This is a genomic window from Cohnella yongneupensis (genome assembly GCF_042655785.1).
In the GTDB taxonomy this organism is placed as follows: Bacteria; Bacillota; Bacilli; order Paenibacillales; family Paenibacillaceae; genus Cohnella; species Cohnella yongneupensis.
The window spans coordinates 82671-106542 of record NZ_JBHSNC010000055.1; the positions used below are offsets into that span (position 1 = coordinate 82671).

Here is a 23872-nt window from a genome sequence, read left to right on the forward strand (position 1 = left end):
GACTCCCTCTCCTCGATTATCCAGGCAACTCCAGCTCCAACTGTTCGATTCGGCGTTCTACATAACGCGTGTCCTTCAACGCGTGATACGTTTCCGCCTTTTCTACGACTACGGCTGCGTTATACTCCGGGATCCCGGCATACGGTTCGTAGCTACCCTGGGGCAGAAGCACGTTACTTTCCGGCCAATAGAGCTCGATATTCCCCGTGGCGATGTCGGCCGGCTTGGCGCGGCCATGCATAACGCCATACCGATTGTATGCGACGATGGCATCTCCTTCGCGAATACCGAGCGTTGTCGCGTCGCCTTCGTTCATGAGGACGTCGTAACGATCGGCTCCGTTAAACGAATCGGTCTCGTCGTAAACCATCGAGTTGAACTGCTTGCCGCGACGCGTAGTCGCGTAAAATGTCCCCTCTGGCTTGCGTAGCTCGGGCTGCTCGATCGCAAGCAATCGACCTTTGCCGTCTTCCGTCGGACACTTGCCGCCCTCGCACAGCCATGCTCCGCCCCATTGGAATACGTCTCCCTGTACGGACAGATGCTGAACGCCTTCGTAATAGGGCACCGCTCGGGCAATCTCCTCCCGGATATGCGCGGCATCCCTGAACGTAATAGCGTGGCGTCGTTCCGGGTTAACCCGCGCGGCCAGCTCGCAATAGATGGACCATTCCGGCCGTGCTTCGCCGATGCGCGGCCCATTGATCTCCGGCGAATAATAGACCATGCGCTCGGTGGAGGTGGACGTTCCGCCGCCGGGCTGCTCGTAGCGGGTCATAGCGGGCAGCACCCACACTTCTTCCTTGGCGTCCGCAAGCGTCGATGTGTTCAGCACGATGTCCTGATGCACGCGGAGCTCCACGTTCTCCAAGCAGCGCCCGACGAACTCCGGATCAGGCATCGTCTCAAGGAAGTTTCCGCCCGACGTATAGAACAGCTTGAGCTTGCGTTCATGATCTTCCGGCAGCAAGGCGTTCTCGAGGGATACGCCAACGATATCGCCTTGCCATCTAGGCAACCCGAACCCCCATAACCGCTCGATCCGATCGATGTCCGGGCCGTAAAATTCTCCGCCCGGCAAGCTGAACGGATCGGCGCCCATTTCGCCGGAGCCTTGCACGCCGCTATGCCCCCGGATGGGCATGACGCCGCAATGCTCGCGTCCGAGGAAGCCTCTAAGCAAAGCCAAATTGGCTACTTGAGAGATGTTGTCCGTACCGAACCGATGCTGCGTCAATCCCATGCTCCAGACGAATACGCCCGAGCGGGATCCCGCAAGCAACTCGGCGAACTCCCTTATACGCTCGCGCGACAAGCCCGACGATCGCTCGATCGGTTCCCAGTGCTGGTTCTCGACGTGCGATTTCAAAGTCTCGTAGCCGTTAACGTGCTCGCTAACGAACGCGCGGTCGATCGCGGAACCCGGCGTATCGCGTTCCATCTCGAACCAGATTTTCATGACGCCGTTCATGAAGGCGATATCCCCGCCGATGTTGACCTGGTAAAAATCGTCCGCAAGCTTCGTGCCGAACAGGGCGGATTCCGGGATGGACGGAATCCAGTAGCCTTCCATCGCAGGCTCGCGATAGGGATTGATAACAATGATTTTCGTTCCTTTGCGCTTGGCCGCGTACATGTACTTCGTGGATACCGGTTGATTGTTGGCGGCCACGCTGCCCCAGAAGACGAGGACGTCGGTGCCGATCCAATCCTTGTAGTTGCAGCTGGAAGCCCCGATTCCGAGCGATCTCTTCAACGCCGTCTTCGAAGGGGAATGGCAAATCCGCGAGGCGTTGTCGATATTGTTCGTGCCGATGAACCGAGCAGCCTTGGCTGCCGCGTAATAAGACTCGTTCGTAATCCCGCGCGCCGTCAAATAAAACGCGAGCTGCTTCGGATCGATGCCGCGTATTTTAGCGGAGATGCGATCCATTGCTTCGTCCCAAGTCGCGCGCTTGAACGAGCGATCGCCCATGCGACGAACCATAGGGTAAGGAATTCTGCCGAGATCCCGCAGCTGAGCGCTGTTCATACGGCGAAGCTCTTCGATGTCCGCATGCAGCGCCTGCGGTTTAATCGCCGGCATCGTGTTCAGGCGAAGCAAGTTCAGCCTAGTCGTGCAAATATGGGGGCCGGTCAGCGTCTGATCGCGCAAGCCGGATACGCCGAGCGCGCATCCGTCGCAGACGCCCTGCGTGAGTATGCGGTAGGCATAAGGCAGATTGTCTCGGTTTTCCCATGCGACTTTCAACGTTTCGCGGATGTGCTTCGGTTTTATTTTACCGAGTCCGAAAGGCACTTTGCTCACCCACAGCTTCGGACTTGGCCGCATCGGCAGCTTCGTTCTGCCGGAATGCTTCGTTGTCCCCAAGGCGTTCCCTCCCGATCTAACTCTGACGACGAATAATAAAAAAAACCGCAAAGCCTCTTAGTCTTCGGGTAGAAGAATTCAAGTCTCGCGGTTACTCTAAGCTGGGTAAGTCTAGGGAATAAGTCAGGTCGTGCAACGTTAGCTTCATCTTAACAACAAACGCTTACATGGGCAATCGTTAGTTCGCGCATACGTTTTATTCGCATAAGGAGGCTTGGAAGGTGTATTATAAAAGCTAGAACAACCTATGGGGATACGGAGTGGGGAAGATCAGATGGAGACAGAATGGTTGCTTGGATTGCTCGAAATTATATTGGTCAACATCGTATTAAGCGGCGACAACGCCGTCGTTATCGCGATGGCTTGCCGGAAGCTGGAGCCGGAGCAACAGAAGAAGGCGATTTTCTGGGGGACGTTCGGCGCGGTGTTCCTTCGGTTAGTATTGACGTTCGTAGCCGTATGGCTGCTAAAAATTCCGATGGTGGAAGCGATCGGCGGATTGCTGTTGCTTTATATCGCGGTTAAGCTTCTTATGGGCGAAGAGGAAGACGACGTGGAAAAAGGCGGCCTGTCGGTCGGACAAGCCATCAAGACGATCGTCATCGCCGACGTGATCATGAGCTTGGACAACGTGGTCGCGGTAGCCGGCGTCGCGGAGGGCGACTGGGTATTGATCGGAATCGGACTTGCCGTCAGCATTCCGCTTATCGTGTGGTGCAGCCAACTTTTAACCTCTCTAATGAAGAGATTCCCGATCATCGTTTTGCTCGGCGCCGCATTGCTTGCTTACACATCGGGAGAGATGCTAGTCAAAGATGAGATGATCGAACGTTGGTTCGAGCCATGGATGTCGGGCTTGCGTTACGTCGTTCCGATCGTGTTTACGGTAGGCGTGTTCTTGATGGGCCTCGTGCGGATGAGAAAAAGCCTCAAAAAACGAACGGTTATAAAAGAGCATTAATGCGATCGATAAGGAAGAACCCTTGCCCCTGCAAGGGTTCTTTTTGCGTCCAGAAACCTAAAAAATTCCTAAAAGATAAAGGGATTGCTCGAATAATGGAGAATCTTGTAGGACTGTGGCACTCTTGTTGCGGTTATGTAACCAGATCGAAAATGACGCGAAGGGCGAGATTACGAACATGAAAAGATGGCTCATAGCCATGCTGGCGATTACCGCACTATTCACGGTAATAACAGAACCGGCGATGGCGGCAGGCAAGGCTACGCAAACCGCATATACCGCATTCCGGCAGACGCTTAAGCTTCCGGCGAACGCGCCCCTTAAGTCGTTGAATGCGGATATGAACAACGACGGAGTATCCGACATCGTGCTTTTAAACACGAGCGGGAGAGTGTATCTCGGCGTGTATCGCCCGGATAACGGAAAGCTGATTTCGCTGGCGAAAGTGGGCGAGGGCGGAGATGAGGCGATCGATTATCACGAGGAATACACGTTGCGCACGATCAAAAACCCGCTTTTTAAGATCGGTGCAGCGGTCGTTATCAATGTCTATACCGGCAATTCGGCGTTCGTAACCGTCAAGCTCTACGCCCTCAAGAGCGGAAAGCTCGTTCAAGCCGGAACGGCAGACGGGGCAGGTCAGAACGTAGAGATCGCGGATACGAACAAAGACGGCTATCAGGAGATAACGACTTGGGAGGAGTACTCCTATAATCCGGATACGGACAATCTTAGCCGGGCGGATAGCATTTACGATAGAGTCGTAACGCAATGGGACACGAAACAGGGCAAGTACGTGTCGGTCGTATACGGCCAAGACGGCAAGCGGGACGATCAGCGTCCGAAAGTCGGTACGCTAACGGCGCCGCAAGCGCTGACGATTCTCGCTAACGCGTACAAGCTCCAGACGAGCTTCGAAAAGGCGAGATCGGACGAAAGCTATACACTCGCGATGGCTTCACTATTCACGTTTAACTATATTTTCGAGTTTAAGCAGAGCCTGCTTTATGATTCGGACGGCGGCTTTGGCAAGAAAGGCGGATATATACCGGCGTATTCCATCAGCGACGATTATTCCGATCTGATGCCGCGCTTTAATCTGAAGCAATCGGCGACGTTCAAGTTATCGGCGGACAAACAATTCGCCGCCTTATCGCAGAAAGTGACGCTAAGCGGGGAAGAAGGCACTTACACGATAAATGCCTATGCTGAGTTTTGCAAGACGAAATACGGTTGGAAAGTGAACGCGGCGTACGCGAATTGATCGATCAAGCAAGTGAAATGACCTCAGACATCATGGGCTTGAGGGACACAATCGGAGGGTGAAAGGTTTGAAAAAGGTTAATTGTATCGTACTGTTGTTCGTTGCCGTTCTGCTGGCTTCCTGTTCGAAAGGAAACTCCGTCAATAACGGAAATAACGGGAAAGACGAGTCTGCGTTCCAAGGCGAAATTTCCGTTCGCAACGCGGGCTGGGGAATGAGCGCGAAGCAAGTTAAGCAGTCGGAGAGCGCGGAGCTGGTGGATACGCAAACTTTTGAAGAAGAACAAGTCACCCTTTTGGAGTACAAGGATACGTTCCAAGAAATACCGATCGAAATCAAATATGTGTTAAACAAGGACGATAAGCTCTATGAAGTCGACATTAGCACGGATGTAAAATCTACCGAAGATTACCCTTCGGTATATGGGTCCTTTAAAGATACTTTACTGAATAAATTCGGAGAGCCAATCCAAGATCAGACGGACGATGACGGACTGAATTGGTTCACCCTGTGGAAGAACGACGAGTCTACGGTTACGCTGCAAATTTTGGGACCGGTAACGATCGGCTATGTTTCCAATCGGATAGTGGAGGAGCAAGATAAGCTGTAACGTTTTGACTAAGGGACGGCTACGGCCTTCTCTTTCTTGTTTCATACATACCCGACCCGCTAATCTCATAATATTGAAGGAACGGTTTTGCTTCGCGGCAAAGAAATGCCTTGAAATTAATATATTCGTAGACTCGGCTTATCTGGTAGAATTATGTCAAGAGTTACTTATGTGAAAACGGGAAGCGGGCGAAGAAAGATGAAGACGGCGGACTTAGTTCGGCAGATCAAAGCGGGGGACCCCGAATCCACCGCGTTCACGGAACTGATGAATCTGTATTACAACAGCTTGTTTTCGCTCGCGCACAGAATGCTGAAGAACAGGCAGGAATGCGAGGACATGATCCAAGAGACGTTCATTCGCGTACTGCTTCATATCGACAAGTACGACCCGAGCAAGAAGTTCACGACGTGGATTCATCAGATCACCAAAAATCTATGTCTGGACCTCATGAGACGGAAAAAGGCGCGGCCGCAGCAGCTTACGACCGACGCGGAGTACCCGCATCCGCAAGCCGCCATCCGGAGCCCGGAAGAGGAATGCCTGGAGAGAGAGCAAGCGGACGAATTCAGGGAATTGTTGTCCGGCCTTCGCGCCAAAGACCGGGAGATTCTATACAACCGATACATGGACGACCTCAGCTTAACCGAGATCAGCCAACTGACGAAGCTCCCGGAGGGGACGATCAAGTCGAGGCTGTCCCGCGCAAGGCAACAATTGAAGAAGAAGTGGGTCATCGCTTTATTGACCGCTCCGGGCATGCTTCTTGTCTGAATTCGACTACCTGGGGGTGACGAACTATGGATTGGTGGGCAATTTGGCTCATCGTAGGCGGAGTACTGATTATTCTAGAGATGCTTACGCTTACGTTTTACTTGCTATGGCTCGGCATTGGAGCCGTCGTGGCGGCTGTCGTTGCCTTATTGCCGGCGGCACCGGATAACTTCGTCTTGCAGGCGCTCTCCGGAGGCCTCGTTGCTCTCTTGCTGACGGTCTACACGAAGCCGCTTACGCGCAAATTCAGACAATCGCAAGGGTTCAAGGACGCGATCGACGATATGGTCGGCAAACCTGGCATAGTCTTGGAGGATATCGTGGACGGCGCGCCGGGCATCGTGAAAGTCGGAAGCGAAACATGGAGCGCAATATCGAAGCATATGTTGCATAAGGAAGAGAAAGTAAGAGTCATCAGCAGAGGCACGACGGTGCTTGAAGTTCAGAAATGGGAGGATTAGCAAATGGGTCTCATTATCGTCTTGGTCATTCTCGCGGTTATCGTCATTTTCATTTCTTTAACGGTTAAGATCGTGCCGCAGCAACGCGTAGGGGTCGTAGAACGACTCGGAAAATTCCATCGGCTGCTCACGCCGGGCATCAACATCCTAATCCCGATCATCGATCACGTGCGGGTCAATCTCGATCTGCGCATCCAACAATCGAACGTTCCGCCGCAGACGGTCATTACGAAGGACAATGTGCAAGTTCACATCGATACGATAATTTTTTACCAGATCGTCTCGCCCGAGCAAGCGACGTATGGCATTTCCGACTACGTCTACGGCGTGCGGAATATTACGACGGCGACGTTGCGTCAAATCATCGGCAATATGGAGTTAGACGAGACTTTGTCCGGCCGAGAGAGAATTTCGTCCAACATCCGAATCGCGCTCGACGAGGCGACGGAGAAGTGGGGCGTGCGTATCGAACGCGTCGAAGTGCTCGACATTAAGCCGCCGACCGATATTCAAGAGGCGATGGATAAGCAGATGAAAGCGGAGCGGAGCAAGCGCGCGATCGTGCTCGAGGCTGAAGCCGCCAAGCAAGACGTTATCCTGCGGGCCGAAGGCGACAAGCAGAGCAAGATTCTGAAAGCGGAAGGCGACAAGGAAGCGCGCATCCGCCAAGCCGAAGGCTTGCGTCAAGCGCAAGAGCTGGAGGCGCTCGGCCAAGCGAAGGCGATTCAAGCGGTCGCCGAAGCGGAGAAAACGCGGATCGAGCTGTTGAGGAACGCGGGACTCGACGAGAACGTACTTGCTTACCGTTCCTTCGAGGCGCTCGAGGAAGTCGCGAAAGGCGCATCCAACAAAGTGTTCCTGCCCATCAGCGCCGTCGATACGCTAGGTAGCGTAGGCGCGATAGCCGAACTGTTCAAATCGAATAAGAAAGCCTAACGGAAAAAAGTCAGCCCTGCCATCGGATCGAGGCAGGGCTGTTATCGCTTTAGCTTACTCTTCTCGCGGTGATGTAACGTTTCGTGTACGCGCTTAGGTTGCTGACCGTGACGCCGTTCACGCTGCCGGTCGTATTGTGAATGAACTTCCCGCCGCCGATGTAGATGCCGACGTGATTGATTTTGCCCGGCGTGCTGACGCTGAAGAAGATGAGATCGCCGACTTGCAGATTTTTTTTGGCTACGTAGACGCCTTGCTTGCTTTGCGATGCCGTTCCCCATTTCAGGCTGATGCCCTGCGACGCGAAGACGTACTTCGTGAACGATGAGCAGTCGAACCACAGCTTGCTTGGGTTGTTTACGCCGAACTTATATTTGACTTTGCCTTTAAGCGATTGCGCGAACGCAACGATGGCTGCTTTTTTCTGAGCTTTGGTCGAGCTGGCTTGAGCCGTCGTCGTAGCGGCATGAGCCGCGGGCTGGGAGACGATGGAGCTGCCCGTGAGCAAGATGGCGCAGCAGATTGCCGCGATCAGCGTTCTTTTCCATATCGGTTGATTCGGTTTAGTGTTGGTCATATTGCCCTCCTATTGTGCTTGATTTCTTAATGTTGTTCGAGGGCAGTATATCACGGGGCTTGTCTGCAAATAGGCTATTTAAGGGACTTCTCATAATCCAACATCTGGGCGTGCGAAGAAATTCGTCGATCGGCGGAGCATTCGCGCGTAATTCGCACTTATCATTCGTCTCAATTGACGATAACGGTTTATTTCCGCTATAATTGATAATTAACAGATAATTCTGCATTTGGCACCTGGCATCTTGTTTCATAGATAAGGGAGATGACGCGAATGTACGAATTCAATGACCGCGAGAAGATTATCGTATTCACGGGACCGGACGGATCGGGTCGGAAGTCGGTGGCCGAAGCCGTCGGACAGACGTTCGGAATGGCTAAAGTCGTATCCTACGCGACCCGTTCGCAGCGACCGGGCGAAGTGAACGGACAGGACTATCATTTCGTTACGCACGCGACGTATGAAGAGATGGAGATGCAGGGAGAATTTCTCGAGAGCGTCACTATCGACGGACATTATTACGGCATACGCGGACTCGACGTCGAAGAACACCTGGATCTGCGAGGCTGCGTCTACCTGATTCTGAACCGCGAAGGCGCGGAAATATTGAAGAAGGTGTACGGTGAAAAGGTGGTACGGTTGTTCGTCTACGCGGATCGCCGGACGGTGGAGGAACGTCAACGCCGGCTCGGTATAGATCCGGATACGATAACCGCTCGCCTCGGTCATTACGATAGCGAGATGGCTTACCGCGCATCCTGCGAGCATGCATTCGAGAACTACGATCTCGGACAGACGACGTACGAAATTACGAATACGCTCGAAGCGTACTTGCAACGTAATCTTGTTGATAAGGACTAATAACTAGGGAATACTACCTAACAAATTATACTTGCAAGCGTGAACCGTTAGTTCGGAGCCTAAAGTGTCCGGATTTACGGTTTTTTTTGTAGTTTTGCGGGGTTGTTTTTGTTAGCTATACTGATATAATTTTATGATAACATTAACGCTAACATGAGAGCGATGGAGGATTCACGCGTGAACGAATGGAGAGAGTTGCTTACGGATTGGCAATTCAAAGCAATAGACGAACAATCTTGGTTGCCCGCGCGAGTACCGGGCTGTGTCCATACGGATCTGCTGCAGAACGGCAAGATCGACGCTCCGTTCGTAGGGACGAACGAGAAGTCGCTGCAATGGATCGACAAGAAAGATTGGGAATACTGTACGGAGTTCGACGTCGCGACGGAGCAACTGACTTCCGGCAAGCTTGAGCTCGTGTGCGAAGGATTGGATACTTATGCGGACGTGTACTTGAACGATCGCCTCGTCCTGTCCGCGGATAACATGTTCCGGGTTTGGACGGCGGACGTGAAGCCTTATGTGCAAGCGCGCGGCAATAAGCTTAGAATTATATTCCGTTCGGCTATTCAAGAAGGCTTGCGCAAGCTGGAGGAGAACGGATACGGTCTGCCGGCTACGAACGACGACTCCGCGACGGGCGGCGTCGGCGATAAGAAACTAAGCGTGTTTTCCCGCAAAGCCCCTTATCATTTCGGTTGGGACTGGGGTCCTCGCTTCGTGACGAGCGGGATTTGGCAGAACATCTATCTTCGCGGCTGGAGCGAATTGCGTCTGAAGGACGTATTCATTCGTCAGGACGAAATTACCGCCGAGACGGCGAAATTGACGGCGGTTATCGAAATCGAATCCGAAGCTCCTCGGGAGATCGTATTGAATATAGGTACAGACGGCGCGAGCTGGAGCGGCGGCTTCAGCCTCCAAGCGGGCGTGCAGACGATCGAGCTTCCGCTCTCCATCGCGTCGCCGAAGTTATGGTGGTCCCGCGGATTGGGCGAGCAGCATCTGTATACGTTCGAAGCTTCCGTCGTCGAGGGCGATGCCGAGCTGGCTCGCCGTTCGGTTCGTACCGGACTTCGCTCCGTGAAGCTCATTCGCAAGCCCGATGAGCGCGGTTCCTCGTTTTATTTTGAAGTGAACGGCATTCCCGTATTCGCCAAAGGGGCGAATCATATTCCGAACGACAGCTTCGTGAACGAAGTGACGGTCGAGCGTTACCGCCATGAGATCGCGAGCGCGGCGGAGTCGAACTTCAACATGCTGCGCGTATGGGGCGGCGGCATTTACGAGCAGGATATTTTCTACGAATTGTGCGACGAATATGGCATATTGGTGTGGCAGGACTTCATGTTCGCTTGCAGCATGTATCCGGGAGACCAAGCGTTCCTCGATAACGTGCGCGCCGAAGCGGAGGACAACGTCCGCAGACTGCGCAACCATCCGAGCATCGCGCTCTGGTGCGGCAACAACGAGATCGACGGCGCTTGGTCGCATTACATCGAAGAAGGCGGCTGGGGCTGGAAGAAGCTATACACGGCGGAACAAAGGGTCAAAATATGGGCGGATTACGAAGCGGTGTTCCATCGCATCCTGCCTGATGTAGTGGAAGCGATGTCGTCCGATATTGCTTACTGGCCGTCGTCGCCGATGCAAGGCCTTACGAACGATGCTTCTCAGCATGCGGGCAATAGCACTCCGAACGGGGACATTCACTTCTGGGCGGTATGGCACGCGCAAGAACCGTTCGAGAACTATAAGGGTAACATCGGTCGGTTCATGAGCGAATACGGCTTCCAATCGTTCCCGGAATATAAGACGGTGCGCACGTTCGCGGGCGAAGCCGACATGGCTCTCGATTCCGAGGTTATGCTCCATCACCAGAAGAACGGCCGCGGCAATTTTCTGATCAAGGACTATTCCGACAAATACATGAAAGACTCGAAAGACTTCACCTCGTTCCTCTACATGAGCTCCGTGCTTCAAGCGGAAGGCATGAAGATGGCGATCGAGGCGCATCGCCGCGCGATGGATTATTGCATGGGCACGCTATACTGGCAAATTAACGATTGTTGGCCGGTTGCGTCGTGGTCTAGCATAGATTACTACGGCCGCTGGAAAGCGACGCAGTATTACGCGAAGCGCAGCTTCCGCGACGTGCTCGTGTCGATCGACCAAGCGGAAGACGCGGTATCGTTCCATATCGTATCCGATTTGACGACGACGCTGGACGGCACCCTCGCGTGGACGCTGTACGATTTTGCCGGCAAGGCGTTGAAGGCGGGCGTCGTGCCAGCGCGAATCGAAGCGAATTCGGCAGCAGTCGTGCTTACTCTATCTGCAGGCGAACTGCTCGCGGGTCGAGATCCTAACCGGACGATGCTCGTAGCGGAGCTGAAGAGCGACGGACAAACGCTGGAAGCGAAGGAGCATTATTTCGCTTACTCCAAGTTCCTCGAACTGTCTAATCCGGACATCACGGTGCGAGAAATCGCGGGCAGCAACGGCACGAAGTTCGAGCTGTCGTCCGCTAGCTTGGCTAAGCAAGTATGGCTGCAATCGGACGAAGAGGGCATCTTCACCGACAATTTCTTCGATCTGGTGCCGGGGCTTCCACGTACGGTTCAATTCCTCAAGCGGGGCGCGGCGGAGCAAGCATTCGCTCCGGCATCGCCGGGCGAGCTCGTCGTCACGTCGATGTTCGATTATGCGCTTTAAAAGCAAGCTGACGGAAAATGAGTATTGTCAGATTTTATGTAATATGGTAAAGTGTCCGTACATTCAAAAGTAAGCGGAAGCACCGCAAATTCCGGCGTATCGTCGCCGGGGTTTGCGGTTTTTTTGCGTCTTTCGCGAAGGAGGGATCGCATCGCATGGGCAAAAGAGTCGTATTGGCTTCGGCGCAGCGGGAATATGTCGCTAAGCTTGCCGAGTACGTGAGAGAGCAGGAACCGGAGTGGGATGTCGCGGCGTTCACTTATGCTAGCGCGCTCAGAATGGAGCTTCAGGAAGGCAACCGGAGCGTCGATCTGCTGATCGGAGAGGCGGATTTGCTGCGCGAAGCCGGCGCGGCTATCGACCGGGCTCGCAAAGTGCTTGCGCTAGCCGACGGTACCATGGCCGCAGAAGAATGGGCGTCGATCGATCAGTATCAACCGCTGCCGGTACTGATGACCGCTATTCGGACCGCGATCGCGGGGGATCGGGTAGCGTCAGCTAACGAATGCCGGATCATTACCGTATTTTCCGCTTCCGGAGGAACTGGCAAAACTACGCTCGCATTGAACATGCTCCGTCAAGCGGGAGAACGCGGATTGCGGACGTTTTATTTTAATTTGGAGGCGCTCAATGCCACTTCGTTGCTGTTCGGGCACGGCGAACCGGACAGCTTGTCGAGACTGCTGTACGGATTGCAGGCGCATCCGGAGCAGTGGGACGAATTGTTCGCCGCAACTTGTCGCCATCAGCCTTATCTGAGAACCGATTACATAGATGCGCCGGATCATCCCGGAGAGCGATTGGCTCTTCCGTCGGAGCTGCTAGCGGAAGTACTGGGCAGAGTTCGCGCTTCCGGACGATATGACCTAATCGTCGTTGATCCGGATGCAGGAGCAGGCGAGTGGCATCGTAGTCTGCTTGGCGGTAGTGATCAAGTCGTCTGGTTGACGACCGACGACGTTCAATGTTTGACGAAGACGGACAAGCTGCTTCGCTATTGGAATGCCTCCGCTGAAGGTTTGTCGGACAAGCTTGTGTTCGTGATGAATAAGTCGCAAGGTCAACGTTCGCTGAATCGTTGGAGCTTGCCGGGGGACGGACCGGCAATGAGTCTGCCCTACGTACCGCAGTGGAAGACGGTCGAACAGCCGGGGAGATTGCTCGGCGCGCCGGCCTTTTGCGGGGCGGTAGACGAATTGTTGGAGGCGCTGGGCATTCGAAGTCGAACGCCATCCGCCAAGCGACGGAAGGAGGCGGACGTCCGTGGACCACACCGGGCTTTCGTCCGAGGAGCTGGCTGAGCTGAAGGAAGCGGTACGGTCTTTGCTGGCTTGGGACCGCGACGTGACGGACGAGGAGCTGCGGCAATTGATCGAGGGAGAGCTCTTCCGAAGGGAGAGATCGCGCCGCATGACGGCAACGGAGCGCAAAGCCGCGGTCAGTCGATTGTTCCACTCCTTTCGCGGGCTAGATGCGCTGCAGCCGCTGCTGGACGATGAAGACATTAGCGAAATCATGATCAACGCCCATAACGAGATTTATATCGAACGGAGGGGCGAACTGCAGACGGTGCCAATCGGCTTCGAGAGCGCGGAACGGTTGGAGGATCTCATTCATAGCATCGTGGGCAAAGTGAACCGGATGGTGAACGAATCGTCGCCGATCGTCGATGCAAGATTGCCGGACGGGTCGCGGGTGCACGTCGTGCTTCCGCCAATCGCGCTCAAAGGTCCGACCGTTACGATTCGCCGATTCCCGCGCAACCCTCTCGGTATTCGCGAGTTGATCGCGACCGGCGCTTTAACGGAGGAGGCGGCGGATTTTCTGCGAGGCATGGTCATGGCGAAATACAATTTGTTCGTTAGCGGAGGGACCGGCTCGGGCAAGACGACGTTCCTTAACGCGCTCTCTCAATGGATCGGAGCCGACGAACGCATCATTACGATTGAGGATTCGGCGGAGCTGCAAATTCGCGGCGTCGCGAATCTTGTGTCGCTAGAGACGCGCAATGCCAACAGCGAAGGGAAAGGAGCGATCGGGATACGCGAGCTCATTCGCGCTTCGCTGCGGATGCGGCCGAACCGGATTATCGTCGGCGAGGTACGGGGCGCCGAGGCGCTCGACATGCTGCAGGCGATGAACACCGGTCATGAAGGCTCGTTGTCGACGGGACATGCGAATAGCGCGAGGGACATGATGTCGCGATTGGAGACGATGGTGCTTAGCGGAGCGGATTTGCCAATGCCGGTCATACGGCAGCAAATTTCTTCCGCGCTTGATATCGTCGTTCAGTTAAGCCGATTCCGCGACGCCTCCCGCCGCGTGGCGGAAATTTGCGAAGTGGTCGGAGTACGGGATGGCGAAGTAGAGCTGCGCACTTTGTTCCGATTCGAGGAAGAGGGCGAGGCGAACGGTCGCATTGCAGGACGGCTTAATCGCGTGGCAGAGTTGAGCGATTGTAGGAAACTGCAGCATGCAGGGCTTTTGAAGGGAGCGGCGAGCTAAGTGACGGAGTACGGCACCTATGAGCTAAGCAAGCTTGAGCGCATATGGGCGATCGCGATCGGCTCTCTAACGTGTGCCGCTGCCGTCTGGGTCATCTACGGCAATTGGGTGTTGGCGTTGTTGGCCGCGCCGGTCGGTTTGTTCTATCCGAAGCGGTATGCGCAAGCGTTATGCCGCAAACGCAAAGATAAGCTTAGGCAGCAGTTCAAGGAGGCGCTTCATGCGTTGTCCTCTCTTTTATCGGCAGGCAGGTCGGTGGAGAACGCTTTTGCATCGTTAGAGCAAGATCTTGCGCTGTTGCTAGGGCATACGAAATCCGATCTTATGACGGAGCTGGGGATCATCGCTAATCGGCTTCGCAACGGCGAGCCGCTCGAGCTACCGCTTCAGGATTTCGCGAGGCGCTCTGATTTGGCGGAGGCGAGAAGCTTCGCGGACGTCATTACGATTTGCAAAAAAGCGGGGGGAGACATGGTCGAGGTCGTGCGCAATACGTCCCAATTCATCGGAGAGAAGCTGGACGTCGAGCTGGAAGTAACGGTGCTGGTCGCGCAAAAGAGATTCGAATCCCGCATTATGATGGCGATGCCTTTTCTATTCGTCGGCATGCTGGGCTTCGTCGCCGGCGATTACATGAGGCCGCTCCATCAAGGCTTTGGATGGTTGCTGCTGACTGTGGTTTTCGCCGCGTTGCTCTGCTGTATTAGATGGATGAGCCGCATTATGGACATTAAGTTATGACGATCGGTTGGACAGCCATTGTCGTTGCGCTGTTGGCCGTGATTTACGTAGTGCTAGTTTTCAAAGTCCTCAGTCTGGCGCGAGGCAGTTGGAGTGGGGTAAATTGGCTTGCCGATCCGATGGTTCTCGTTTTGCGGATACGCGTCGTTACAGAACGATCGCAGTCGTTTCTGCTGCGGCAGAGGCTCGCGCTGGCGCAGCTAAACGGAGGAACGTGTAGCCGAGAGAGATTGCTGCGTTTCGCGGGCGAGAGCTTAGGGATCGCTTATGTCGTACTTCTGGCTTCCGGATTGCTTGCGATCGCGGCCGGTAACGGATCGCTTGTCGTTCTGGGAGGAATCGTCGCCTGCTGCGTTCCGTTCCTACGAGCGCGAGAGCTGCGTCATCGCGTGGCAATGCGCAGGCAACGCATCGTCATGGAATTGCCGGAGCTGCTAGGCAAGCTGCTGCTGATCGTAAACGCAGGGGACAATGTACTGCGTGCTCTGACTAGGTGCGCGGAGCAGCAACCGACGGGGGTCAATCCGCTTTACGATGAACTGAAGTCGGCTTTAGCGGCGATGAAGCGCGGGGAAAGCATGGCCACCGCGCTTGAGGAGATGGGGCGCAGATGCGCGGTCCCTGAAGTGAAGCTGTTTGCTTCCACGCTGTTGATCAATGCGAGGAGAGGCGGAGAGGCGTTCGTGCCTGCGCTCAAGGAGCTGACGAGGCAGATGTGGGACAAGCGCAAAGCCGCCGTCCGAACGATGGGGGAACAGGCGTCTTCCAAACTCGTTTTTCCGCTGTCGTTCATTTTTCTATGCATCATGGTTCTGGTAGGGGCACCGACCGTGCTTATGTTCTGATTAGATAATCTGAGAGGATGGATAGATATGAAAGCTTCGATGGTTTTGGCAAAGAAGGCGGCCGGTACGTTATGGCGCAACGATCGAGGGATGGGAACGCTGGAAATCGTGTTGATCATAGCCGTGCTCATTGCGGTCGTTTTGGTATTCAAGTCCGAAATAACCACTTTCCTTGGCGACCTCATGGAGAAAGTGACCGGCAAGTCGGATGAACTATTCGATTAGTACCCGCATGCGCCTGATTTCCTTGTGGCGGCAGACGTCCGGAAGCTTAACCTTGGAGGCGTCGATGGTGTTGCCCTGGGTAATGATTATCGTGTTTTTGGTGCTGTTATTTGCACTATACGTTTCACAGCAAGCCCAGCTCTATTATAGCGCTTCGATTACGGCTGAACGCGCGGCGTTCGATTGGTCGAATTCGGCTAAGGATCCGAGAACCGGAGCGTACCGGCCCGGCCAGTACGACGGATTATATTGGCGGCTAAAAGACGATGCGCTGTTGCTTGGCTGGTTTGGCTTGGCGACCGGCGATAGCAGCAGCGTTAGCGTACCGATCGATTCAGACGCTTCGGAGGCGCAAGGCGGGTCGGCGTCCGAGAAGCTTGCTCGCATGGGGGCTTCAATGCCCGATTCGATGTTCGGAGAGATTCGCTTCCGGAATATCGGAATTAAGAGAACCGTATCGGTTCAAGCTCGCGCCGCTTGGCTTCCCGCTGGACTGGTCGAGTTCAGGGGTCAGCGGCAAGCTTCAGCAAACGTTTCGGCATTAGTCGTCGAGCCGACCGAACTCATTCGAACCTTTGATCTCATCCGTTACTACTCCGCGAAAATGAAAGATTCGCCGCAAGGGGCTACCGCCTTACGCGACAAAGCGGCAAGTGTATTGCTCAAGCGGCAACCTCGATAGAGGATCCCATGGAGAGGAGCGCAAAGATGGCCAAAAAAGGATCCTCGGGCTCGGTATCGATTTATTTCATCGCGGCTACCGCGGCTCTCGTCCTTGTCACGGCGGTACTTATCGACTTTGCCCGCGTGGCGGCATTCCGCAAGCAATCCGAGCTGGCGGTCAAATCCGGCGTCCGATCGGTGTTGTCCTCTTTCGATCCGGTTCTTTACTCACGTTACGGTCTATTCGTTAGAGGGGGCGAACCGGCCGACAGGATATTTACAGATACGGTGAACGGGAATGTTCCGCAAGCGGATAGCGCCGTGTTTCCCTACTTGGATCCGCAATGGGAGCAGACGGGAGTGACGGAAAGCAGGCCGATCGCCGACCATGTCGTATTTCGCAGGCAGGTGCTCGAAGAGATGAAATATAAAGCGCCGATCGATCTGACGATCGAACTTGCGGAGCGGTTGCGGGGCATGTCCGGCATGATGGAAGAGACGGCGATGACGGTAGATGCGCTCGAGCGGATGCAGCAAGCTTATGACCGGAGGGAAGAAGCGCTAGATCGGGCGCTAGAGGAACAGCGCATCTACGGCGATGCCGTTCGCGCGTCGTTGGCGGAGGAAATTCCTAATCCGCCCGTGCAGGTTTCGCCTGTCGCGGCCACCGGCAACGTCTCGCGCGTAGAAGAAGTCGCTAACCAGTATGACGATTACGTAACCAAGCGCTTGGATGACGAAGCAAGGCGGCAGGCGATACTCGCCCGGGAAGAAGAACGAAGGAAGCGGGAAGAGGAACGAAAGAGTCAGGCTAAAGAGGGAGGAGGCGATTCAGGCGATGATCAACCGACGGAGGAGCAACCCAAGGAAGAGAGTGCGATCGAAGAAGCGGACAAGCCGCGCTATGAAGCTATCGTCTCTGGATACGAGACGGGCGCCTCTCGCCTAGCTTCGGCGCTAGCCGTGGATGCCGAAGCGGCGAGAAGCGAATCGGAAGCGGCTTTTAACGATGCTCGCGAGGCGTGGCTCGAAGCGAAGGAAGCGAACGAGGAGATGAGTCGCATAGCCTCCGAGGCGGCCTCGATCAAGAGGGGCGCGCCTAAGGGTGAAGTGGTTACGGCTGATTCTGCATCGTCTGCGGAGCAGGTGCAGGCGATGGCTGATTTGCGTCGTAAAGCAGCGGAGATGGTGCTCGTACCGCAGTTTTTTACGCAATATGAAGCGGAGATCGACCGACAGTATGAGCACGGTACGGCGCTGCTAGGTCAGGCGGGCGCATTTTCCGCGCTTGCGGCATCCGTTGCCGGGTCGACCGGAAAGGGAGAAAGCTTGAGAAGCGGTGCCGACCGGCTGCAGCGCGAATATGCCGATTTCATTGGGGCGTATGGCTCTGCCGGTTCGATCCTATCGGAGCGAGCCGCGGTCTTTCAAGCGCACAGGTCGCAAGACGAAGAGCGCAAGCAGGAAGAAGAGAAGGCCAATAGCGAGTGGGCGGGAGCGAAGCAACTACTCGGAATGTTGACGGGGCGATCCGGTACGCCGGAGGAACGCGCGGTATTCGATCGTTTGCAGCAGTTGTACGAGGACAACTTGAAGTGGAATGAAGCGGAGGAGGAATACGCCGACAGCAAGCAAGCGAATGATCCCGACCAGGGTCGGGACGAGGCGGTTTCCTTGTCGGGAAATTTGCTGTCGATCGTAGAGGACAGCTTGATCGGCACGCGGGATCAGCTCTACTTCTCGGAATACGCGATTTCCAGAATGTCGCGTTATGACCCTGCCTACGTCAAGGAGCTGCTTCGTGGAGAAGAAGCTCCGCTCTCGATCGATTCGCAGCAAACGGAATATATTTTATACGGATTCCATAACCCTTCAGGAAATATCGCAGCCGCGTATGGCGAAATCTTCGCGTTCAGGCTTGCCGTAAGAACGATGGAGGGCTTCGTGGAATGCAGCAAACTGGGTCATCCGCTGCTTGTCTTAGTCGCCGCGCTCGTATACGGCATTCGCAATGCGATTGCCGATCTGAACGCGCTAGTCGACAAAGGGACGATCCAGCTTTCCAAGTACGCGAAGGTCGCGACGAACTATACCGACTACCTTCGGTTATTCATGCTTCTGCATGGAGGCTCCGGTAACCAGATGGCTAGAATGATCGCCATTATGGAGCTTGAGACAGGGGTGTCGTTCCAAGAGGCTTACACGTACGCGAGCGGTGAAGGTACTGCGTCGGTGAAGCTATGGTTTTTCCCGGGATTGGTACGGATGCTTGGAGGGAGCGGGGATTTAGGCGGGACGGTGCGGGGAGGACGATATGAAGCTACGTATAGCGCGGACTATTCTTACCAATAGAAGCCGACGGGCTAGCGATCGGGGAAGCGTCACGTTAGAGGCCGCGATGATGATGCCGGCGTTCCTGCTGCTCGTCCTATTCCTAATCTTCATGGTGCAGACCGCCGTAATTTCCATGGCGATGCATGGCGTCCTCTCCCAGACGGTGCGTCAAGCCGCTGGCTCTTGGTATCCCGTATCGCTTGCGATCGAAGAAGCGAAGGGTACGCAGCTCTATGAACAAGCGGATAAATGGAGCGGCAAGCTCGGCAAGGTTGGCGAAACGCTCGATAAAGTCAGCTCCTGGCTACCGTCCCCGATTAAGGAATGGGCGGGACAAGCCGCTGACGGGGAATGGTCCGTAGATCAACAAGCCGCGAAGCTGGCGTTCGGTCAACTCATGCAACCGTTTATAGATGAATCGGTACTGGACGGCTCGCGTTTGCATTTGTCGGCTATCGAGTTACCGGATGACCGTGATCGAAGCAAAACCTTTTTGACACTGCGGGCGGAGTATTCGCTGCCGATGAAGGTTCCGTTCATCGGCAAGAAGCTCGTCATTTCGCAATCGGCGACGGAGCGGGTTTGGGTCGGAGGAAGTCCGACGAATGCTCGGCTCGTTGCGGATGATGCCGACGCTTTGCAGGTCACGTTCGTATCGCTGGAACCAAACCCGGTGCGGCCTGGCCGCAAAGCTACGTTAGTCGTTCGCACGAAGCCGGGGGTATCGGTCGATCTATCCGTCCTATACAAAAGCGGTCGGAGCCAGGCAAAGCATTTGGGTACGGCCACCGCCGATGCTTCCGGCATGGTTAGCTGGACTTGGCTCGTGTCGGGGAGAACGACGCCTGGAGAATGGAGCTTGAAGGTCACCGGTGCAGGACAGGCCGGCGCTTGGGAACATGCTTTCGAAGTAAGGAGCGCTTCCGCGCCGTAGGAGGGTACTCATTGAACACCGGGGCTGTTATCGCCGTAAGCGTATTGCTAGTCGCGGCTTGTTGGACAGATCTTAGAACCATGCGAATTCCGAACGCGCTGAACGTCGGTTTCGCTTGCTGCGGCTTGCTCTATCAGTTGATCTATCATGGTTATAGCGGTCTTGTTTTCGCCGTCGTAGGCGCAATTGCAGGGATATTGCCATTATACGCTCTGTTTCTAATGCGGGGGATGGGCGGCGGAGACGTCAAATGGTTCGGCGCTTTCGGGATTTGGATGGGGGCGTTGCCGACGCTTCGGCTAATGTTGTACTCCATCGTATTCGCCGGCGCTATCGCCGCGATCCTCGTGCTGCTCCGACTTCCCGTGTTGAGAAAGCTAGGCGAAAGAATAAGGTGGCCATGGGGTTTGCACCCCGTCTCGCAAGGAAAAGGCGCGCGATTTCCGTTCATGCTGGCGGTGGCGCCAAGCTTTATTATGCTGCTTGGACAAGGGTAGGTGAGGATGATGGGGAATTTACAAGTAAGCTTTGAGCAACATAGAGGCTTATGTATGACGATAAAAGAAGAAAGCGGCTTCGATCGCTCATCCATTAATTGGACTCAGCTTCAGATGCTCAAGCGTTGCGAAGTGCCCGGGCTGCTGCCGATAGAGATGGAAGAGCTGGACGGCATCATTAAATTTAAATACGATCTTGGCGGTTATCGTATGCTGGGCGAAGCGTTGCGCATTGCGAAATGGACGATGACCGACTTAATGAATGCGCTTGGCCGGCTCTCGGAAGTGTTGGAGGATTGCCGATTGTATTTGCTGGAGGCGGATCGGATTATGCTCGCCGATGATTTCATCTACGTTGGCGGCGACTGGCAAAATATGCAGTTTACTTATTTACCGTTGAACAAAGCGGTAAACGGCAACGAAGACGCGTTGGAAAGGCTAGTCGTAAGGTGGATGATGAAGGTAGACGATCTTGACGGACGGGCAATGCAACAGGTGCTTGGGATCGTGGGAGCTCCGGGTTTCGTGCCGCATGCGTTGCGCAGCTTCGTTAGACAATATTTATCCGCGGGACGGGGAGACAACGTTAGATATTCGCCGCCGTTATCCGCGATGTTAAACGAACGGATAGCCGCTGCACCGGTGTCGATGGTGGGAAGTGCGAAGGATGAACCGGAAGTGCCGGAGCGCGCCGCTAAAGCTCGCGGGCTATCCTGGCGGTTACTGCAGCCTCCGTCGGGAGATCCTCATACGTTATCCGAGATGCTAGGAGACGAGCAACCGACCTGGCATGACGCGGCGGTTAAGCTGAGCGCCAATAAACCGCGCGAACCCGGCGCTTCCGTTCGTCCGGCTATGGACCCGCATAGACGGCGGACGTTGACCGGTGCCGCAGCAACGCTCGTTGTGGCTATGGCATGGTGGTTCGGATATATGGCAAGTCCGGGAAAGCCGGCGATGTTGGCGTGCTTGGGGCTCACGATCTTGGCAGTCGCGTGCGTCTTGTCGCTATGGAGCGGAATGCCGAAGTGGCTCGGTCTTCGGTCTCAAGCGAAGCCCGCACAGTCGAAAACGCGCCGAAGCGAAGCGGCGCTCGATGAACGGAATAACGATGTTAAGGGCATGCTCGATTGGGAGGACGTCGACGAAGAGGCGGATATTCGTCCGAGAAGATTCCAGATTCAAGTATCGGACAATGGGGAAGGGCGGAGCGTGCCGGCTTCGGCTAACGCAAGTGCTAGGCAGGAAATTTGGCCTCGCGAAATGCCTGCCGAGACGACTTGGCTGCGGGCCGATCAGGAGGATCGGACGGAAATGCTGGGACGACCGCATAACGACGCGAAACCTTCATGTTATTTGATTTGGGAGTCTAAAGGAGAAGGCTCCCGTATTAACCTGTCCGACGAGTCGCTAGTGATCGGACGATCCGCGGAGGCGGCGAAGCACGTCGACGAGACGTTCGGCGTATCTCGCGCCCATGCGGAAGTCATCCGTTCTTCCGCGCAATGGAAAGTCAAAGACTTGGGCTCGCGCAACGGAAGCCGATTGAACGACGTGCCGATGACGCCATACGAGCTCTATCCATTGGAGCCTGGCGACTGCCTTGCGCTGGCGGGTTCCAAATATCGGTTCGTACAAGAGGGCTTGTAGCGTATTTCTTTCGCATTTCGCTCGAAGCCAATAAAAAAGAAGCCCTAGCGGGTAATATCCCGCAGGGCTTCTTCTAATTGAGGAAATGCGAATTCGAAACCATGATCGAGCGCGACTTTCGGCATCGCCCTTTGCCCCGTAAGCACGAGCGTGCTCATCTCACCTAGCACGAGCTTAAGCAATGCGCCGGGAACGGGGAACCAATGCGGGCGCCGAGTCACTTTGCCCAGCATTCGTCCGAATTCATCGTTGGATACCGGGTCAGGAGCGACCGCGTTGACTGGTCCAGCTATCGAGTCGTTGTCCAGACAGAACAAGATAAGCGCCACCATGTCTTGCAGATGAATCCAAGGCAAACCTTGTTCGCCGTTTCCGATCCGGCCGCCTCCGAATAAACGATAAGGTAGTCGAATGAGTCCGAAAGCTCCGCCTATCCGGGACAGTACAAGGCCGATCCTCAATTTGACGAGTCGTTTGGCCGGAATGCGATCGATAGCCGCTTCCCAAGTGACGACCGTCGCGCCAAGGAAGTCAGCGGGCATCGCGGGACTGAGTTCGTCGTACACTTGATCGCCGGAATGCCCGTACAGCGAAATGCCCGAAGCGTTAACGACGACCGGTGGCGGCGAGCTCATTCGGCCGACAATGTCGGCAAGCCGATAGGCGGCTTCCGTTCGCGAAGAGACGATACGCTGCTTGGACTTGGCGGTCCAGCGTTGGTTTATCGACTCGCCGGTCAAGTTCACGATGCCGTCCATTCCGCCTAGCCGATCCGGAAGCGCGCTCCATTCTTCCCAGGTCACGTAGCGAGGATGCGGCATTGCCGTATCGTATGGCACCGACGCAGGGTGCTTTCTCGTTACGATCCATACTTCGTCTCCACGGGAAAGGAGCGCTTGCGTCAAAGCGGTCCCGATGTACCCCGTACCCCCGCACACGATTAGACGCATCGCGCTCCTCCTTATCGTCTACTGCTTATCGATCGACTGAATCGTATACTGCGTGACTTGCTCGCCGTTAACGTCGAGCGTATCTTCCGTATACTCGAATTTTACGGACGTGCCTTCCGCCCAAGGATCGACCTTATCGGAAATTTCCGGGCTGATCTGGAAAGCGGTAGAGCCGTCCGCGGTTTTGATTTCAATGGAATGGCCATCGATCAGGCCGACGTATTCGCCCGTAACGGATTTGACTTCCGGTGCTTCGGAAGGCTCTGCGCTAGCTTCGACGCTTGGTTCCGGACTAGCCGCGCTCTCATCGGGAGCGGCACTGGCCGTCACCGAAGGCGTGGCGGATGGTGTAGGCTTTGCATTGCCGTCATTGTTGCTGCAGGCCGTCGCCACAAGCATTAACGCGAGTACCGCGGCGCTCAAGGCAATCGTCGTGCTGTTCTTTTTGTTCATGTTGTCGTGCACCTCCTACGAGGTTAGACGAAAGGAGAGCGCAAAGGTTTCGTTTTTTTTCCACGAAGGCCCGTCTTTCGTCATTAACCGAGCAAGTGACGGTACGCGGAGTAGTCGATTTGGTTCTTTTCCAGGAAGTCTTTCAGGCTCCGGTGGTCGCGCTTCGGTGTAGCGAGAATATAGCCTTGGATGCAATGCTCCTCGGTTACGTTGGAAGCTCCGCTTTCTACCGCAAGCTGGCCGATCTTCGCAGCGATCGAGTGCTTGGCGATATCGCGGAACGGTCCCGGTACCGGAGAGACTAGCTTGTCGAGCATCGCTTTGGAATCGTCCGTCCATAGCGGGCGACTGCGTTCGACCCAATAGTTTTGCCAATCCAGCTTGGACTTGCCGTCGTTCTGAGGCATTACCTTCAGAAACTTGCGGAACATGAAGTAGCCGCCGATCGCCATGAATCCGACCATCACGAAAGTCCAAAACCAGATGAAATAGATGAACCAAGTTGGAGAACCTTCCATCATTATCACCTCATTTTGAAATTATAG

At 55.1% G+C, this 23872-nt stretch carries 23 protein-coding genes; 18 read left to right on the forward strand and 5 right to left on the reverse strand.

Features of this window, described 5'->3' with window-relative positions; all coding sequences use genetic code 11:
• Positions 1–16: 16 nt before the first annotated feature.
• Positions 17–2371 (reverse strand): FdhF/YdeP family oxidoreductase, encoded by a 2355-nt coding sequence (locus ACFPQ4_RS19530; protein ID WP_378113570.1) that lies wholly within the window; start codon positions 2369–2371, stop codon positions 17–19.
• A gap of 274 nt (positions 2372–2645) precedes the next feature.
• Between ACFPQ4_RS19530 and ACFPQ4_RS19535 the strand changes: the two genes are divergently transcribed.
• The 6 genes from ACFPQ4_RS19535 (at position 2646) to ACFPQ4_RS19560 (ending at position 7377) form a co-directional block, all read left to right on the forward strand.
• A complete protein-coding gene (locus ACFPQ4_RS19535; RefSeq protein ID WP_378113571.1) occupies positions 2646–3332 on the forward strand; it encodes a TerC family protein in 687 nt (228 codons plus the stop codon).
• 178 nt (positions 3333–3510) lie between these two features.
• Complete coding sequence (locus ACFPQ4_RS19540; protein ID WP_378113572.1) at positions 3511–4596, forward strand: hypothetical protein; 1086 nt, start codon at positions 3511–3513, stop codon at positions 4594–4596.
• Positions 4597–4663: 67 nt separating this feature from the next.
• Positions 4664–5206 carry a hypothetical protein gene (locus tag ACFPQ4_RS19545; protein WP_378113573.1) on the forward strand — a complete coding sequence of 181 codons (543 nt, stop codon included), beginning with the start codon at positions 4664–4666 and terminating at the stop codon, positions 5204–5206.
• 171 nt (positions 5207–5377) lie between these two features.
• Complete coding sequence (locus ACFPQ4_RS19550) at positions 5378–5980, forward strand: RNA polymerase sigma factor (protein ID WP_378113574.1); 603 nt, start codon at positions 5378–5380, stop codon at positions 5978–5980.
• Between the two features lie 26 nt (positions 5981–6006).
• Positions 6007–6441, forward strand: a complete 435-nt coding sequence (locus ACFPQ4_RS19555; protein ID WP_378113575.1) for an NfeD family protein — start codon at positions 6007–6009, stop codon at positions 6439–6441.
• 3 nt (positions 6442–6444) lie between these two features.
• Positions 6445–7377, forward strand: coding sequence for an SPFH domain-containing protein (locus ACFPQ4_RS19560; RefSeq protein ID WP_378113576.1), 933 nt, complete (start codon positions 6445–6447; stop codon positions 7375–7377).
• Positions 7378–7426: 49 nt separating this feature from the next.
• Here the strand turns inward: ACFPQ4_RS19560 and ACFPQ4_RS19565 are convergent, their stop codons facing one another.
• Positions 7427–7954: a C40 family peptidase gene (locus tag ACFPQ4_RS19565; RefSeq protein ID WP_378113577.1), complete on the reverse strand. Its 528-nt coding sequence runs from the start codon at positions 7952–7954 to the stop codon at positions 7427–7429.
• A 273-nt stretch (positions 7955–8227) separates the two neighbouring features.
• On the opposite strand from ACFPQ4_RS19565, the gene ACFPQ4_RS19570 reads away from it, so the two are divergent.
• The 12 genes from ACFPQ4_RS19570 to ACFPQ4_RS19625 all read left to right on the forward strand — a co-directional run bounded on the left by ACFPQ4_RS19570 (position 8228) and on the right by ACFPQ4_RS19625 (position 21924).
• Entirely contained in the window at positions 8228–8815 is a 588-nt protein-coding gene (locus ACFPQ4_RS19570) for a guanylate kinase (protein WP_378113578.1), read from the forward strand.
• 177 nt (positions 8816–8992) lie between these two features.
• Complete coding sequence (locus ACFPQ4_RS19575) at positions 8993–11530, forward strand: beta-mannosidase (RefSeq protein ID WP_378113579.1); 2538 nt, start codon at positions 8993–8995, stop codon at positions 11528–11530.
• 155 nt (positions 11531–11685) lie between these two features.
• A complete protein-coding gene (locus ACFPQ4_RS19580; protein ID WP_378113580.1) occupies positions 11686–12831 on the forward strand; it encodes a nucleotide-binding protein in 1146 nt (381 codons plus the stop codon).
• On the forward strand, positions 12794–14035 hold the full coding sequence (locus tag ACFPQ4_RS19585; protein ID WP_378113581.1) for a CpaF family protein: 1242 nt from the start codon (positions 12794–12796) through the stop codon (positions 14033–14035). The genes ACFPQ4_RS19580 and ACFPQ4_RS19585 overlap by 38 nt, the downstream gene beginning before the upstream one ends.
• Positions 14036–14776, forward strand: a complete 741-nt coding sequence (locus tag ACFPQ4_RS19590; RefSeq protein ID WP_378113582.1) for a type II secretion system F family protein — start codon at positions 14036–14038, stop codon at positions 14774–14776.
• Positions 14773–15621 carry a type II secretion system F family protein gene (locus tag ACFPQ4_RS19595; protein WP_378113583.1) on the forward strand — a complete coding sequence of 283 codons (849 nt, stop codon included), beginning with the start codon at positions 14773–14775 and terminating at the stop codon, positions 15619–15621. The genes ACFPQ4_RS19590 and ACFPQ4_RS19595 overlap by 4 nt, the downstream gene beginning before the upstream one ends.
• A gap of 27 nt (positions 15622–15648) precedes the next feature.
• Positions 15649–15846, forward strand: coding sequence for a Flp1 family type IVb pilin (locus ACFPQ4_RS19600; RefSeq protein ID WP_378113584.1), 198 nt, complete (start codon positions 15649–15651; stop codon positions 15844–15846).
• Positions 15830–16528, forward strand: coding sequence for a pilus assembly protein (locus ACFPQ4_RS19605; RefSeq protein ID WP_378113585.1), 699 nt, complete (start codon positions 15830–15832; stop codon positions 16526–16528). The genes ACFPQ4_RS19600 and ACFPQ4_RS19605 overlap by 17 nt, the downstream gene beginning before the upstream one ends.
• Positions 16529–16554: 26 nt before the next feature.
• Entirely contained in the window at positions 16555–18861 is a 2307-nt protein-coding gene (locus tag ACFPQ4_RS19610) for a hypothetical protein (protein WP_378113586.1), read from the forward strand.
• Entirely contained in the window at positions 18824–19777 is a 954-nt protein-coding gene (locus ACFPQ4_RS19615) for a hypothetical protein (RefSeq protein WP_378113587.1), read from the forward strand. Before ACFPQ4_RS19610 ends, ACFPQ4_RS19615 begins: the two co-directional genes overlap by 38 nt.
• An 11-nt stretch (positions 19778–19788) precedes the next feature.
• On the forward strand, positions 19789–20274 hold the full coding sequence (locus tag ACFPQ4_RS19620) for an A24 family peptidase (protein WP_378113588.1): 486 nt from the start codon (positions 19789–19791) through the stop codon (positions 20272–20274).
• Between the two features lie 54 nt (positions 20275–20328).
• Complete coding sequence (locus ACFPQ4_RS19625) at positions 20329–21924, forward strand: DUF6382 domain-containing protein (protein WP_378113589.1); 1596 nt, start codon at positions 20329–20331, stop codon at positions 21922–21924.
• Positions 21925–21968: 44 nt separating this feature from the next.
• Here ACFPQ4_RS19625 and ACFPQ4_RS19630 read toward each other — a convergent pair whose 3' ends face one another.
• The 3 genes from ACFPQ4_RS19630 to ACFPQ4_RS19640 form a co-directional block, all read right to left on the reverse strand.
• Complete coding sequence (locus ACFPQ4_RS19630) at positions 21969–22874, reverse strand: TIGR01777 family oxidoreductase (protein WP_378113590.1); 906 nt, start codon at positions 22872–22874, stop codon at positions 21969–21971.
• 18 nt (positions 22875–22892) lie between these two features.
• Positions 22893–23327: a hypothetical protein gene (locus ACFPQ4_RS19635; RefSeq protein ID WP_378113591.1), complete on the reverse strand. Its 435-nt coding sequence runs from the start codon at positions 23325–23327 to the stop codon at positions 22893–22895.
• A gap of 83 nt (positions 23328–23410) precedes the next feature.
• Complete coding sequence (locus ACFPQ4_RS19640; protein ID WP_378113610.1) at positions 23411–23845, reverse strand: DUF2621 domain-containing protein; 435 nt, start codon at positions 23843–23845, stop codon at positions 23411–23413.
• Positions 23846–23872 lie beyond the last annotated feature (27 nt).

Coding starts and splice junctions, on each gene's coding strand:
- ACFPQ4_RS19535 (WP_378113571.1), top strand. CDS start 2,646: ATGGAGACAGAATGGTTGCTTGGATTGCTCGAAATTATATTGGTCAAC.
- ACFPQ4_RS19540 (WP_378113572.1), top strand. CDS start 3,511: ATGAAAAGATGGCTCATAGCCATGCTGGCGATTACCGCACTATTCACG.
- ACFPQ4_RS19555 (WP_378113575.1), top strand. CDS start 6,007: ATGGATTGGTGGGCAATTTGGCTCATCGTAGGCGGAGTACTGATTATT.
- ACFPQ4_RS19560 (WP_378113576.1), top strand. CDS start 6,445: ATGGGTCTCATTATCGTCTTGGTCATTCTCGCGGTTATCGTCATTTTC.
- ACFPQ4_RS19565 (WP_378113577.1), bottom strand. CDS start 7,954: ATGACCAACACTAAACCGAATCAACCGATATGGAAAAGAACGCTGATC.
- ACFPQ4_RS19570 (WP_378113578.1), top strand. CDS start 8,228: ATGTACGAATTCAATGACCGCGAGAAGATTATCGTATTCACGGGACCG.
- ACFPQ4_RS19580 (WP_378113580.1), top strand. CDS start 11,686: ATGGGCAAAAGAGTCGTATTGGCTTCGGCGCAGCGGGAATATGTCGCT.
- ACFPQ4_RS19595 (WP_378113583.1), top strand. CDS start 14,773: ATGACGATCGGTTGGACAGCCATTGTCGTTGCGCTGTTGGCCGTGATT.
- ACFPQ4_RS19600 (WP_378113584.1), top strand. CDS start 15,649: ATGAAAGCTTCGATGGTTTTGGCAAAGAAGGCGGCCGGTACGTTATGG.
- ACFPQ4_RS19605 (WP_378113585.1), top strand. CDS start 15,830: ATGAACTATTCGATTAGTACCCGCATGCGCCTGATTTCCTTGTGGCGG.
- ACFPQ4_RS19610 (WP_378113586.1), top strand. CDS start 16,555: ATGGCCAAAAAAGGATCCTCGGGCTCGGTATCGATTTATTTCATCGCG.
- ACFPQ4_RS19615 (WP_378113587.1), top strand. CDS start 18,824: ATGAAGCTACGTATAGCGCGGACTATTCTTACCAATAGAAGCCGACGG.
- ACFPQ4_RS19625 (WP_378113589.1), top strand. CDS start 20,329: ATGACGATAAAAGAAGAAAGCGGCTTCGATCGCTCATCCATTAATTGG.
- ACFPQ4_RS19630 (WP_378113590.1), bottom strand. CDS start 22,874: ATGCGTCTAATCGTGTGCGGGGGTACGGGGTACATCGGGACCGCTTTG.
- ACFPQ4_RS19635 (WP_378113591.1), bottom strand. CDS start 23,327: ATGAACAAAAAGAACAGCACGACGATTGCCTTGAGCGCCGCGGTACTC.
- ACFPQ4_RS19640 (WP_378113610.1), bottom strand. CDS start 23,845: ATGGAAGGTTCTCCAACTTGGTTCATCTATTTCATCTGGTTTTGGACT.